This is a genomic window from Streptomyces sp. CNS606, assembly GCF_000426325.1.
Genome location: NZ_KE384521.1, coordinates 375,684 through 389,919, shown reverse-complemented (window position 1 = coordinate 389,919; position 14,236 = coordinate 375,684). Strand labels below are relative to the sequence as shown.

Genomic DNA, 14,236 nt, shown 5'->3' with positions numbered 1-14,236 from the left:
CCGTTCGGGCCGCTCGGGAGCGGCCGCGACCCCGCTCCGCCTACGGCGTCCGTCCGGCGGCGAGTTCCGCCGTGGCCGCCTCGCGGTCCAGCATGGCGCGGAAGCGGCCACCCTCCCGGGCGGCGAGTGCGGCGTACGTGCCGCGCTCCGCCGTGCGGCCGCCGTCGAGGACGATCACCTCGTCGACGGCCTCCAGCCCGTGCAGGCGGTGGGTGATCAGCACCGTGGTGCGGTTCTCGGTGACGGCCAGCAGGTCGGCGGTCAGCGCGTCCGCGGTGGGCAGGTCGAGGTGTTCGGCGGGCTCGTCCAGCACCAGCACCGGGAATCCGGCGAGCAGCGCCCGGGCCAGGGCGAGGCGCTGACGCTGTCCGCCGGAGAGGCGGGCACCGTGTTCGCCGACGCGGGTGTCCAGGCCGTCCGGCAGGCTGCGCACCCAGGCGTCGAGGCGGACGGCGGCCAACGCCCGGTGCAGCACGGCGTCGGTGCCCGCGCCCTCCGCCGGAACGGCGCCCCTCGAACCGTCCTCCGCCGGGGCGCCGTCCGCGGTGCGGGGCAGGGCGAGGCGAAGGTTCTCCCGCAGGGTGCTGTCGAAGAGGTGGGCGTCCTGGGCGCACAGTCCCACGAGGCGCCGTACGGCGTCGCCGTCCACCGACGTGGCGTCCACCTCGGGTCCGCCGCCGCTCGGCACACCACCGTCCGGCGCGCCGCCGTGCAGCAGATACGCGCCGGACTCCGGGTCCAGGAAGCGGAGCAGCACCTGCGCCAGCGTCGTCTTGCCGGAGCCGGACGGGCCGACCACGGCTACCCGGTGACCGGGTGTCAGGTCGAGGTCGAAGCCGGCGAGGGCGGGCCGCTCCTGGCCGGGGTGGCGGGCGGTGACCCCGCGCAGCGTGAGGCGCGGACCGGTCGCATCCGGGGGACGGTGGCCGGACCGCTCGTCGGCACGCCATGCCGCGGTGAGGGCTGCCAGTCGTTCCCGCCCGGCGCCCGGGTGCTCCCGTACGGGCGCGGGTGCGTCGAGCACGTCGTGGACGCGTTCCGCCGCCCGTCGCGTGCGCTGCCGGTACTGCACGGCGAGGGGCAGGCCCACGACCGCCTCGAAGGCGGCGAGCGGGGTGAGCACCACGACGGCGAGGAGCACCCCGTCCAGCCGTCCGCCGCCGACCGCGACCGCACCGGCCCAGGCCGCCGCGGTCACCGTCCAGCCGGTGACCAGCGCGGTCAGCCCGGCGCCGGCACCGGTACGGGCGGCGCTGCGGGCCGCGATGCGCGTCAGCTCGGCGTCGGCGGCCCGCACGGCGTCGGTGCGGGCGGGCAGGGCTCCGGCGACGGTCAGTTCGCCGGTACCGCCGAGGAGGTCGACGGTCCGGACGGCCAGGGTGCCGCGGGCGGGGGCGAGGCGCCGTTCGGTGCGCCGGGACAGCGCCGCGGCGAGCAGGGGAACGGCGGCGCCCGCGGTGACCAGGCCGACGGCGAGCACGGCACCCGCCTCCGGGAGCAGCGCGGCGGTGAAGCCGACCGCGCCGAGGGACACGGCGACGGCCGTTCCGGCGGGGAGCAGCCAGCGCAGGAAGTGGTCCTGGAGGGCGTCGACGTCGGAGACCAGCCGGGAGAGCAGGTCGCCTCGCCGGGTCTCCCGGAGGCCTGCGGGGGCCAGACGCTCCAGGCGGGTGTAGACGGCGACCCGGAGCCCGGCGAGCAGCCGGAGCACCGCGTCGTGGGAGACGAGGCGCTCGGCGTAGCGGAAGAAGGCGCGCCCGATGCCGAAGGCGCGGGTCGCGGTGACCGCGACCATCAGGTACAGCACGGGCGGCTGCTGGGAGGCGCGGGAGATGAGCCATCCGGAGGTGGCCATGAGGCCGACCGCGCTGCCGAGCGCGAGCGTGCCGAGCAGCAGGGCGAGGGCGAGGCGGGCGCGCAGCGGACGGGCTGCGCGGCGCACCCGGGCGAGCGGGCTGCGGCCCGGTCGGCCCGGGTCGCCGGCTCCGGCGGTGTCGGGCGCGGCGGGCTCGGGTCCGACGGCCACCGCCCCGGCGGCCTCCGGGGTGTCGCCGTGGGCGACCGCCTCCGCCCAGTGCGGGTGGGCCTCCCCGGCCGTCACCGGCCGGTCGTCGGGAGCGGGGAGGACGACGACCCGGTCGGCGAGCGGGAGCAGCGCGGGCCGGTGGGCCACCAGCAGCGTGGTGCGGCCGCGGGCCAGGCGTCCGATGGCGGCGGCCACGGACTCCTCGGTGGCCAGGTCCAGGGCGGCGGTGGGTTCGTCGAGCAGGAGGATCGGCCGGTCGGCGAGGAAGGCACGGGCCAGGGCGACGCGTTGGCGCTGTCCCGCCGAGAGCCCTGCGCCCGTTTCGCCCAGCAGGGCGTCGGGGTCGAGGTCGGGGGCCCCGGCCGCATCCAGCGCGTCCCGCACTTCGGAGTCGTCGGCCTGCGGACGGGCCAGGCGTACGTTCTCGGCCAGAGTGCCGGCGAACAGGTGCGGGTGCTGCGGCACCCAGGCGATCCGGGCGTGCCAGCTCGTCGGGTCGGTGCCGGCGAGGTCCTGGCCGTCCAGCAGGACGCGTCCCTCGGTGGGGCGGGTCAGGCCGAGGAGGGTGTGCAGCAGGGTCGACTTGCCCGCCCCGGACGGTCCGACGAGCGCGACGGTCTCTCCGGGCGCGAGGGTGAGGGTGGTCGGGGGCAGCGAGTCACCCGAACGGCCCTCGTGGCGGACGCGCACGCCCTCCAGGGTGACGACGGGCTGGGCGGGGGCCGGGCCGGTGCCCGGGACCGGTGCGGGGGTCTCCAGGACGCGGAACACCTGGTCGGCGGCGGAGAGCCCCTCGGCGGCCGCGTGGTACTGGGTGCCGACCTGACGCAGCGGCAGGTAGGCCTCGGGCGCCAGGATCAGCACCACCAGGCCGGTGGCGAGGTCCAGGTCGCCGTGCACCAGACGCATGCCCACGCCGACGGCGACCAGCGCGACGGAGAGGGTGGCGAGCAGTTCCAGGGCGAAGGAGGAGAGGAAGGCCAGGCGCAGGGTGCGCAGAGTGGCCCGCCGATAGTCGCCGGTCAGCGCGCGGATACTCTCCGCCTGCGCCTTCGCACGGCCGAAGACCTTGAGGGTGGGGAGCCCTGCGACGACGTCCAGGAAGTGGTGCGCGAGCCGGGACAGCAGAGCCCACTGGCGGTCCATGCGGGCTTGGGTGGCCCAGCCGATGAGCACCATGAAGACCGGGATGAGCGGCAGGGTGACCGCGATGGTGAGGGCGGAGATCCAGTCGGAGACCACGATCCGGGCCAGCACGGCGGCGGGTACGACGACGGCGAGCCCGAGTTGCGGCAGGTAGCGGGCGAAGTAGTCGTCGAGGGCGTCGATGCCGCGGGTGGCGAGGGTGGCCAGCTCACCGGTGCTCTGCACCCGGTCCGGGCCAAGCGCGGTGGCGTGGACGAGCAGCCGCATCCGCAGTTCGGACTTGACCGCCGCACCGGCCCGGTGCGCGGCGAGTTCGGTCAGCCAGGCGACGGCGGCGCGCCCGACGGCGGTGGCCGCGAGCAACGTCAGGGCGTCGGCGGCCAGGCGGTCCCGCTGGAACGCCTCGACGATCACCTCGGCGAGCAGCACCGCCTGGGCGACGACCAGGCCCGCCCCGGCCAGCCCCAGGGCCACGCTCGCGAACAGGAAGACGCGGGTGGCGCGGGCGTACCGGAGCAGGCGGGGGTCGACGGGTTTCACGTGAAACCTTCCCTGCGGTCGGACGGACGGGCGAAGGTTCGGACGGGTGTGCGCATGGCGAACGGGGGGCGGGAGGTCAGTGCGAGGTCTGCTGGAGGTGCCGGGTTCCGATGCGCTTGCGGAAGACCCAGTATGTCCAGCCCTGGTAGAGCAGGACGACCGGCGTGGCGAGGGCGGCGAGCCAGGTCATGATCTCCAGCGTGTACGGGCTGGAGGCGGTCTGAGCGACGGTGAGGCTCCATTCCGGGTCGAGCGTCGAGGGCATCACCGCCGGGAACAGGCTGAGGAAGAGCATCGCCGTGGTGGCGATGACGGTCAGCCCGGAGCAGGCGAACGCCCAGCCCTCCCGCCCCCGGTGGTTGGCGACCAGCGCGGCGGCCAGGGTGGCGACCGCCACGGCCAGGGCGACCAGCGCGACGCCGTCGCCGTGCCGAAGCTGCGTCCAGCCCAGGAAGAGCGTGAGGACGGTCAGCGCACCGGCCCCGACCCCGGCGGCCAGCCGGCGGGCGCGGCGGCGGATGTCGCCGAGGGTCTTGAGCGCCGCGAAGACGGCGCCGTGGAAGGTGAACAACGCCAGGGTGGCCAGCCCGCCGAGCAGCGTGTACGGCGAGAACAGGTCGAGCAGCCCGCCGGTGTGCTCCTTGTCCGGGCCGATGGGCAGCCCGCGCACCATGGCGGCGAAGAGCAGCCCCCACAGCAGCGCGGGCAGCAGGCTGCACCAGAAGATCGCCCGCTCCCAGTTGCGCTGCCAGCCCTCCTCGTTCCGCTTGGCGCGGTACTCGAAGGCGACTCCGCGCAGGATCAGGCAGACCAGGATCAGCAGCACCGGCAGGTAGAAGCCGGAGAGCAGGGTGGCGTACCAGTCGGGGAAGGCGGCGAAGGTGGCGCCGACGGCGGTCAGCAGCCACACCTCGTTGCCGTCCCAGACCGGGCCGATGGTGTTGATCAGGACGCGCCGCTCCGCACGGTCCCGGGCGAGCAGCCGGGTGAGGACGCCGATGCCGAAGTCGAAGCCCTCGAGGAAGAAGTAGCCGGTCCACAGGACGGCGATGAGGACGAACCAGAGGTCGTGGAGTGCCATCGTCTTCTCTCCTCGCTTCTCAGTAGGAGAAGGCCATGGGACGGTCGGCGTCGGCGGGGTCGCCGCCGACCCGGTCGGGCGGGTTGCGGTCGGAGTCGGTGAGTTCGGGCGGCCCGGCCTTGACGTATGTGGCGAGCAGCCGGACCTCGATCACCGCGAGGACGGCGTAGAGCAGGGTGAAGACGGTCATGGAGACCAGCACTTCGGCCTGGGACACGCCGGGGGAGACGGCGTCGCGGGTGCGGAGCACGCCGTAGACGACCCAGGGCTGGCGGCCCGTCTCGGTGAAGATCCAGCCCCAGGAGTTCGCGGCCAGGGGGAAGCCCAGGGTGAGGAAGGCCAGTTTCCAGTACCAGTCGCCGAGGGCCGGCCCGAGGGTGCGGTCCCGGGTGAGGGCCAGCCGGGGCACCTCGTCGGGCCCGGTGCGCAGCCGGGGCGCCAGCCACAGCCTGCGCCGGGTGAGCCAGAGACCGGCGGCGCCGAGGGCTGCGGAGGCCATGCCGAAGCCGATCATCCAGCGGAAGCTCCAGTAGGCCACGGGGATGTTGGGCCGGTAGTCACCGGGGCCGAAGCGTTCCTGCGACGCCTCGTTGACGTCGTTGATGCCGGGCACGGTCGTGGTGAAGTCGCTGTGGGCCAGGAAGGAGAGGGCCGCCGGGATCTCGACCGCCACCTCGTTGTGTCCCTCGTCCACGTCGCCGTAGGCGAACAGGGAGAAGGGAGCGGGCGCCTCGGAGTCCCAGAGCGCCTCCGCGGCGGCCATCTTCATGGGCTGCTGCTCGAACATCACCTTGGCGAGCTGGTCGCCGCTGACGGCCGTGAGGGCGCCGCCGGCGACGAGGGTGACCAGGCCCAGACGCAGCGAGGTGCGCATCACCGGGACGTGCCGGCCCCGCCGCAGGTGCCAGGCGGCGATGCCGGCCACGAAGGCGCCGCCGGTCAGGAAGGCCGCGGTCAGGGTGTGGAAGACGACGACCACGGTGGTGTTCTGGGTGAGGACGGCGAGGAAGTCGGTCAGCTCGGCGCGTCCGCTCTCGGGGTCGATCCGGTAACCGACGGGGTGCTGCATCCAGGAGTTGGCGGCGAGGATGAAGTACGAGGAGAGGAGGGTGCCGGCGGAGACCGTCCACATGCAGGCGGCGTGCAGCTTGGGCGGCAGCTTGTCCCACCCGAAGATCCACAGGCCGATGAAGGTCGACTCGAAGAAGAAGGCGATGAGCGCCTCGAACGCGAGCGGGGCGCCGAAGACGTCGCCGACGAAGCGCGAGTAGTCGGACCAGTTCATGCCGAACTGGAACTCCTGGACGATGCCGGTGACCACGCCCATGGCGATGTTGATCAGGAAGAGCTTGCCCCAGAACTTGGTCGCTCGCAGGTACTTCTCGTTCCGGGTGCGGACCCAGGCGGTCTCCAGGCCGGCGGTGAGGGCGGCGAGCGAGATCGTCAGCGGGACGAAGAGGAAGTGGTAGACGGTGGTGATCCCGAACTGCCATCGGGCCAGCGTCTCCGGTGCCAGCGCGAGGTCCATCTCGCCGCCTCCTTCGGTCGCACGGCACGGCGGGGTGCCTGCCGGTGTGCGGGATGCGCACACGCAGCTTGTGAATGCGTTCACATTCACAAGTAATTATCACCCCATACCTCCGGCGCTCTCGCACCGGGGGTGGGTGAGGACGGACACATCCGCCACCAGGGCCTCGGCCCGCGCGGAAACGGGTGAGCCCCGGCCCTCGAAGGGGCCGGGGCTCACCCGGTGAGCGGCTCGGACGACATCGCGTGCGTGCCGTGCGGTGCCGTGCGGTGCCGTGCGGTGCCGTGCGGCTGCCTACAGCTCCTTGCGGAACGCGGCGGCCGCCTGGAGGAAGAGGTCGTTCGCCTCGGTCTCGCCGATCGTCACCCGCACGCCCTCGCCCGGGAAGGGCCGGACCACCACGCCGGCCTCCCCGCAGGCGGCCGCGAAGTCCGTCGTACGGTCCCCCAGCCGCAGCCACACGAAGTTGGCCTGCGACTCCGGCACCGTCCAGCCCTGGGTGACCAGCTCGCGGGAGACCCGGGCGCGCTCGGCCACCAGGCCCTCGACCCGCTCCAGCAGGGCGTCCTCGCTCTTCAGCGACTTCACCGCGGCGTCCTGGGCGAGCTGCGTGACGCCGAACGGGACGGCGGTCTTGCGCAGCGCCGCGGCCACCTCGGGGTGCGCCACCGCGAACCCGACCCGCAGGCCGGCCAGGCCGTACGCCTTGGAGAAGGTGCGCAGCACGCAGACGTTCGCGCGCTCCCGGTACAGCTCCAGGCCGTCCACCACGTTCTCGTCGCGGACGAACTCGCGGTACGCCTCGTCCAGCACCACCAGCACGTCGCCCGGCACGCGGTCCAGGAAGCGCTCCAGCTCGGCGCGGGGAATGGCGACACCGGTCGGGTTGTTCGGGTTGCAGACGAAGATCAGCCGGGTGCGCTCGGTGATCGCGTCCGCCATCGCGTCGAGGTCGTGCTCCTCGTCCGCGGTCAGCGGCACCTGCACCGGCTTCGCGCCGGAGATCTGCGTGATGATCGGGTACGCCTCGAAGGACCGCCAGGCGTAGATCACCTCGTCGCCCGGGTCGACGGTCGACTGGAGCAGCTGCTGGGCGACGCCGACCGAGCCGGTGCCCGTGGCCAGGTGGTCGACCGGGACGCCGAAGCGCTCGGAGAGCGTCTCCATGAGCTCGGTGCAGGCCATGTCCGGGTAGCGGTTGAACGAGGCCGCCGCCGAGGTCACCGACTCCATCACACCGGGCAGCGGCGAGTGCGGGTTCTCGTTGGAGGAGAGCTTGTAGCTCACCGTTCCGCCCCCGGCGCCGGGCTTGCCGGGCTTGTACGTCGGAACGCCGTCGAGCGCTGCGCGCAGCCTCGGGGTCTTCTCGGTCACCGCAGGTCCTCCTTGACCCTCGCAGGAAAAGCTCCGCCGCCGCCGGCGGCCGCGCAGGATCACTGGACGTCGGCCGGGGCGCGGCCCGGACCCCACCCTATGCGGCGCCCCCCGGAGGGTGCACGGGCCGTAGGTCACAGTCCGCCCGGTCCTTTCTCGCACACCCTCTCCGCACACCCCGCGCGCGTCCGCGACCCCACGCCCGCGCACACCCGTGTCCGCGCGCCCTGGCGTGCGCGGTGGCGCGCGTCACTCGTGAAGGTGAGTTGCAACCTCATCGCAACCTTGGGGATTGTGCGGGGACAACGCGGCCGGAAATGCACGATCCACTTGGCTACCCCGTCAACTACCGTCTATTCCAAGGCTGTTCACGAGTTTTCGTCGTGCAGAATCGTGCCTTCCGCCCCTTGTCCTCTCGTCCCCGCCCACACACCTTCGCGGGCCTACGATCGGGTCGCCATGACAGCAGCAGAGAAGCATCAGGTGAGCCGGAGCTCCACCTCCCACGCTGGACGCCGGCGCCAGGGCCGTGCAGGGATCCGTGATGTCGCGGCCGCCGCCGGTGTCTCCATCACGACTGTCTCCGACGCGCTCAACGGCAAGGGCCGCCTGCCGGACGCCACCCGCAGCCACGTGCGCGCCGTGGCCGACCGCCTCGGCTACCGCCCCTCGGCGGCCGCCCGGACGCTGCGCACCGGGAAGTCCGGCCTCATCGGGCTCACGGTCACCACCTACGGCGAAGAACCGTTCACCTTCACCGAGTTCGCCTACTTCGCCGAGATGGCGCGGGCCGCCACCTCCGCCGCGCTGGCCCGCGGCTACGCCCTGGTCATCCTGCCCGCGACCTCGCGCCACAGCGCCTTCGACATCTGGTCGAACGTCGCCCTCGACGGCACCGTGGTCATCGACCCGTCCGACCGCGACCCGCTGGTCACCGAACTCGTCCGCTCCGGCGTCCCCGTCGTCTCCGACGGCCGCCCGGCCGGCAACCTGCCCGTCACCGCCTGGGTCGACAACGACCACGAGGCCGCCGTACGCGGACTGCTCGACCACCTCGCGGAGTCCGGCGCCCGCCGCATCGGCCTGCTCACCGGCACCAGCACCGACACCTACACCCGCCTGTCCACCAGCGCCTACCTCGACTGGTGCGAGCGCGTGGGCCAGGAGCCGGTGGTGGAGGCCTACCCGGCGCACGACCCGGCCGCCGGGGCCGTCGCCGCCGACCGCCTGCTGGCCCGGCCCGACCGCCCCGACGCCGTCTACGGCCTCTTCGACCCCAACGGGACCGACCTGCTGGCCGCCGCGCGGCGCTACGGGCTGCGCGTACCCGAGGACCTGCTCCTGGTCTGCTGCAGCGAGTCGAGCGTGTACGCGGGCACCGAACCGCCCATCACCACCCTCTCGCTCAAGCCGGGCCGCATCGGCAACATGGTGATCCAGCTCCTCATCGACGCCATCGAAGGAGAGGGCTCGCCGCGCCCGGTGGAACAGGTCATGCCCACCGACCTGATCGTCCGCACCAGTTCACGCCGCCGCCCGCCCCGCACGACCGTCAGCGCCCCCCGGGGACCCTCGTCCGAGTGACGCCGGCACGACGGCGGACCGCGCGGCACGCAGCGTTCAGAGCTCCGGGACGGCGACGTCCGGGAGCAGCGAGCCGGGAACGCCCCGGGGCCGTACGGCGGGAAAACGGGAGGAAAGGACCCGCCGGAACGCACGCGTGACGATCCGCCGGGCAAATGCCGACCCAGGTATGTCACAAGGGGCGACCGTCGTTCCTATGATGGGCTCTCCACGCACCGGGACCGGCGCGCGACCTGGGGAGACCACTCCGGGACGTCGGCCAGGGCAGGAGTCCGGCAGGGGATGAGGCGCGCGAAGGTGGAGGGGTCGATGATCCAGGGGGCAGGGCACGTACCGGGCGGGTGGCCGGGCACGTCAGGATCCGTGCCGGGTGGCGCCGCGCCGCACGCGCACCCGCACTCCTCGCGCAGCGGACCGGTGACGCCGCAGGCTCCGCCCGCGACGCTCCCCGCCCAGCCCGCCGACTACACCCCGACCCAGCGCGATCTGCCCGTCATCGGCGCCGCCACGCACCAGCCCGGACACGAACCGACTGTGATCGACATGCCCTCCCCCGCACCCGCCCCCGAAGGCCCCTCGCCGCTCTACGTCGTCGGCGACGTGCACGGCTACCTCGACGAACTCCGCGACGAGCTGCGGAAAGCAGGGCTCGTGGACGCCGACGACCAGTGGACCGGCGGCAACGCCCGACTGTGGTTCCTCGGCGACTTCACCGACCGCGGCCCGGACGGCATCGGCGTCGTCGACCTCGTCATGCGGCTCTCCGCGGAGGCCGCAGCCGCGGGCGGCTACTGCAAGGCCCTGCTCGGCAACCACGAACTGCTGCTCATCGGCGCCAAGCGGTTCGGCGACACCCCCGTCGAGTCCGGGGCGGGCACCGCGTCCTTCCAGGCCGCCTGGCTGCTCAACGGCGGCCAGCAGGCCGACATGGAGCGGCTGGAGGACCACCACATCCAGTGGATGTCCCGGCTGCACGCCATGGCCGTCGAGGACGACCACCTGCTCCTGCACTCCGACGCCACCTGCTACCTCGAGTTCGGCGACACCGTGTCCGAGGTCAACGAGGCGGTCACGCAGGCCGTGCAACGCTCCGACGCCGACGAGACGTGGGACCTCTTCCGCCGCTTCACCAAGCGCTTCGCCTTCCGCGACGAGGGCTCCGGCACGGCCGCGGCCCGCGAACTCCTCGACGCCTTCGGCGGCAGCCGCGTCGTGCACGGCCACAGCCCCATCCCGTACCTGACGGGCGACACCGGCGACGACTCCGGCGAGACCCCGCCGGTCACCGGCCCGCACGTGTACGCCGACGGGCTGGCCGTCGCGATGGACGGCGGCGTCACCATGGACGGCAGGCTGCTCGTCACCCGCCTCCCGGTGACCGAGGCGTCCGTGAACGGCCGCCGGTAGCGGTGCCGTAGCGCGCCGCCGCGGCCCTCTCGACGGCCCCGCGGACGGGTCCGCAGCGGTCTCCCGGCCGGGTGCGCGGCGTCCCCGGGCGCAGGGGGCGCGCGTACGGATTCGGTGAACTCCCTGTCACCGGCCGCCATGAGCGCTCTACCATCTACTCCTGCCGTAGCAGCTCTCCTCCGTCGTCCGCGCCGAGAACCGACGCCGCGGAACCATCCGCGACGTCGCCGCGGCGACCCGCGGAACCACGGAGCATCGGGGGGATGCACATGAACAGCGCTCCGCAACTGCTCAGGGAGGACCGCCCCGAATTCGAGCGGCTCCTCGACGAGACGCTGCGCACCGCCGACCGCTACCCCGGCCTGTCCCGGGTCGGTGACCGGCTCGGCCGGGCGCAGCTGCACAGCATGGCCGTCAGCGCCGCCCTGCCGATAGCCGCGTGCGCCGACGCCGAGTACCGCCGGTTCGTCGCGCTGCGCCGGGAACTGCGCGAGCGCGCCAACGACGCGACGGCCACGGTGGCCGGCCGCGACGGCGCGGGCCTCCTCGCGATCGTCTCCGTCCTCGCCCCGCTGCTGGCCGGCACGGCCGCACTGATCTTCCTCCTGGTGGGCTACGGGCTGCACCTGCTCGACCCGGAGCCGTCCCTCGCCGCCCCGATGCGCAACGCCGGCTGGACGTTCGCCGTCCTGGCCGCCGGAACCGCCCTGCTCGGCATGGGCGGAGTGCTGCTGACCGCGCTGCGCAACGGTCCCAGCGCCGTCGCCGCCCCCGGCAGACCGCGCCGCAGACGCGGCCCGGCGCCCGAACCCGCCTCCGTGCCCGGAGACCTCGCCCAGGAGGTCGCCGCGGCCCGGTCCGCCTGGCAGACGGCGCTGCGGGACCGCGGCATCGTGCCGTTCCTGCGCGAGGCGCTGGCCGACCCGGCGGGGGCCGAGAAGTCGCCCGAGGCACTGGCCCGCGAACTGCCGCAACAGCCCCGCACGCCGCGGCTGGGGTACTCCCACCCCGGCTTCTCCAGCCCCGCGACGGGTTCCGGCAGCGACTCGGCGTCCACGCGCCCCCGGTTCTCCAGCCCGGAGTTCGCCGCACCCGACTACGACGGCCCGGCCTACGGCGGCCCCGAGACGCAGCCGGAGTGACGCTCCGGGCGCGGCACCGCCGGACAGGTCCTACCGCACCGAACCGGGGTCGTTCAGCCCGTCGGTGTCGTGGGTGGTCAGGTACTCCGTGACGCGGTCCTCCCGGATCGCCTCCCACAGCGGCGCGGCCCCCTTCCGGTCCAGCAGCACCACGGACTGTCCCCGGCGGGTGCCGAAGCCGTCCACGGGCGCGTTGAGGAACCGCACGTCGGAGGTACGCAGCCCGCGCATGCCCCACGCCAGGTCGTACAGGCCGCTGTTGGACAGGCCGTCGTCCACCCCGACCACGTCGCCGACCGAGTCCAGCAGGCCGCTGACCCGCGAAGGGCTGGACAGCGTCTCACCGCTGAGCACCCGGCCCATCAGCGCCCGCAGGAAGTTCTGCTGCCGCGCCGTACGGTCCAGGTCGCCGCGGGGCAGACCCTTGCGTTCGCGGACGTAGGCCAGCGCCTCCTCGCCGTTCATGCGGTGGGTGCCGGCCCGGTAAGCGGGGGCGTCGCCGCGGCCGGGTATGTCGCGCGGCACGGTGATGTCCACACCGCCCACGGCATCGGTCAGCTCTCGGAATCCGTTCCAGTCCACGACCGCCAGGTGGTCGACGCGGACACCGGTGAGGTCCTGCACGGTCCGCACGGCGAGGGCCGGACCGCCCCAGGAGTAGGCGGCGTTGAGCTTGGCCTCACCGTGCCCCGGTATCTCCACCCACGTGTCGCGGGCCAGTGAGACCACCGCAGCATCCTCGCGGTCCGCCGACAGGTGGAACAGCATCATCGTGTCGCTGCGCGAGGCCCCGGCCCTCCACGCGGGCGCCTGCGCGTCGTCACCGGTGGTCGGCACCCCGGACCTGGTGTCGAGCCCGACGAGCAGGAACGTCACGCCGTCCCCGGGCGGCGGCTGCCGCGGCTCGGGCACGTCCGGCAGAGCGTCCGGGATGCGTGGGATCGAGTCGGCGGCGCTCTCCGCCCGCCACCACCCGTACCCGGCGGGACCGCCGACCAGCAGCAGCACACCGGCGAGGCACCAGAGCAGCACCCTCCGCCCACGGCGGCGCTTCGGCCCTGACGGCGTCGCCGCACCGCCTTCTCCGCTGCCTCCGCCACCGCTCCCGTCCCTCCCGGGGCGGGCGGCGGGGACGTCCGCGCGCTCTTCGACAGTGCTTTCGGGGTGCGTCATGCGGGCATTCTTCCGCCGCTGACGCCCTTGCGCCGTCGAACAGCGATATCCACCGAAAGGCCCGACTCGTCAGCCCTGTTGCGCGGCCGCGTGCTCCACCGCGTGCCGGAGGTCGGCGACCAGGTCCTCCGGGTCCTCCACTCCGACGGACATCCGCACGAAACCCTCCGGCACGGCGTCGCCGCCCCAGCGGCCACGCCGCTCCGCGGTACTGCGCACGCCGCCGAAGCTGGTGGCGTCGTCGACCAGCCGCAGCGCGGCCAGGAAGCGTTCGGCGAAGCCCTTGTCCGGCAGCGTGAACGACACCACGCAGCCGTAGCGGCGCATCTGACGGGCCGCCACCGGGTGCGACGGGTCCTCGGGCAGCCCGGGGTGGCGTACGTCCGTCACCCCGGGCAGCGCACGCAGCGCCCGCGCGACGGCCAGAGCGCCGGCCGCCTGCTGCCGGGTGCGCAGCTCCAGAGTGGCCAGCGAACGGTGCGCCAGCCACGCCTCCATCGGACCGGGGACGGCGCCGACGGTCTTGCGCCACAGCCGCACCGCGTCGGCGAGGGCGGCGTCCCGGCAGGCGACGTAGCCGAGCAGCAGGTCGCCGTGGCCGGTGAGCGCCTTGGTGCCGGAGGCGACGGAGAAGTCCGCGCCGAGTTCCAGCGGGCGCTGCCCCAGCGGGGTGGCGAGGGTGTTGTCGACGGCCACCAGCGCGCCGCGTGCGTGGGCCTCGTCCGTCAGGGCCCGGATGTCGCACACGTCCAGCCCCGGGTTCGACGGCGACTCGATCCACAGCAGCCGGGCGCCGTCGAGGAGTTCGCGCTGCGCGTCGCCGCCGGTCGGCGCCGTGCGCACCTCGACGCCCAGCGACTCCAGGCGTTCCCGGGTCGGCACCAGCAGGTTGTATCCGTCGGACGGCAGCACCACCGCCTCGCCGGGCCGCACCTGGGAGAACAGCACGGCGGAGATCGCGGCCATGCCGGAGGCGAAGGCGAGCGCGTGCACCTGCTCGCCGGGCACCCCGGTCGGCGCCTCCAGTGCACCGACGGCGCGCTCCAGCGCCGTCCAGGTCGGGTTGGCGTCCCGGCCGTAGGCGTACGGGGCGTCGTGCGGGTCGCCGGGGAGGTGGTAATGCGCGGCGAACACCGGCCCGGGCAGCGGCGGCGCGTACGGCTCCTCCGGCGGCAGCCCCGCCCGCACCACCCGGGTCGCGTCGCGGTCGTCCCTGCTCATGTCGCTGCGCCTGC

Annotated in this window: 9 protein-coding genes; 3 read left to right on the top strand and 6 right to left on the bottom strand. The window is 73.9% G+C overall.

Features of this window, described 5'->3' with window-relative positions; all coding sequences use genetic code 11:
• Positions 1 to 40 precede the first annotated feature (40 nt).
• The 4 genes from cydD to hisC form a co-directional block, all read right to left on the bottom strand.
• Complete coding sequence (cydD, locus tag K304_RS0122415) at positions 41 to 3,712, bottom strand: thiol reductant ABC exporter subunit CydD (protein ID WP_027765542.1); 3,672 nt, start codon at positions 3,710 to 3,712, stop codon at positions 41 to 43.
• Between the two features lie 76 nt (positions 3,713 to 3,788).
• On the bottom strand, positions 3,789 to 4,793 hold the full coding sequence (gene cydB, locus K304_RS0122410) for a cytochrome d ubiquinol oxidase subunit II (RefSeq protein WP_027765541.1): 1,005 nt from the start codon (positions 4,791 to 4,793) through the stop codon (positions 3,789 to 3,791).
• A 19-nt stretch (positions 4,794 to 4,812) separates the two neighbouring features.
• Positions 4,813 to 6,321, bottom strand: coding sequence for a cytochrome ubiquinol oxidase subunit I (locus tag K304_RS0122405; RefSeq protein ID WP_027765540.1), 1,509 nt, complete (start codon positions 6,319 to 6,321; stop codon positions 4,813 to 4,815).
• A 294-nt stretch (positions 6,322 to 6,615) separates the two neighbouring features.
• Positions 6,616 to 7,695: a histidinol-phosphate transaminase gene (hisC, locus tag K304_RS0122400; protein WP_027765539.1), complete on the bottom strand. Its 1,080-nt coding sequence runs from the start codon at positions 7,693 to 7,695 to the stop codon at positions 6,616 to 6,618.
• A gap of 459 nt (positions 7,696 to 8,154) precedes the next feature.
• Here hisC and K304_RS0122395 point away from each other — a divergent pair, with 459 nt between their 5' ends.
• From K304_RS0122395 to K304_RS0122385, 3 genes are all read left to right on the top strand, one after another.
• Positions 8,155 to 9,279, top strand: coding sequence for a LacI family DNA-binding transcriptional regulator (locus tag K304_RS0122395; protein WP_027765538.1), 1,125 nt, complete (start codon positions 8,155 to 8,157; stop codon positions 9,277 to 9,279).
• A 282-nt stretch (positions 9,280 to 9,561) separates the two neighbouring features.
• The gene (locus tag K304_RS30700) at positions 9,562 to 10,686 is read left to right on the top strand and encodes a metallophosphoesterase (RefSeq protein ID WP_037791477.1); all 1,125 of its coding nucleotides are present in this window, start codon (positions 9,562 to 9,564) and stop codon (positions 10,684 to 10,686) included.
• Between the two features lie 263 nt (positions 10,687 to 10,949).
• Complete coding sequence (locus K304_RS0122385) at positions 10,950 to 11,828, top strand: hypothetical protein (protein ID WP_027765537.1); 879 nt, start codon at positions 10,950 to 10,952, stop codon at positions 11,826 to 11,828.
• Positions 11,829 to 11,858: 30 nt separating this feature from the next.
• On the opposite strand, the gene K304_RS30695 is transcribed toward K304_RS0122385, so the two are convergent.
• Together K304_RS30695 and K304_RS0122375 are read right to left on the bottom strand one after the other, a co-directional pair.
• Positions 11,859 to 13,001, bottom strand: coding sequence for an LCP family protein (locus K304_RS30695; RefSeq protein ID WP_078529529.1), 1,143 nt, complete (start codon positions 12,999 to 13,001; stop codon positions 11,859 to 11,861).
• A 69-nt stretch (positions 13,002 to 13,070) separates the two neighbouring features.
• Complete coding sequence (locus K304_RS0122375; RefSeq protein ID WP_051308719.1) at positions 13,071 to 14,222, bottom strand: cystathionine gamma-lyase; 1,152 nt, start codon at positions 14,220 to 14,222, stop codon at positions 13,071 to 13,073.
• Positions 14,223 to 14,236: the final 14 nt, after the last annotated feature.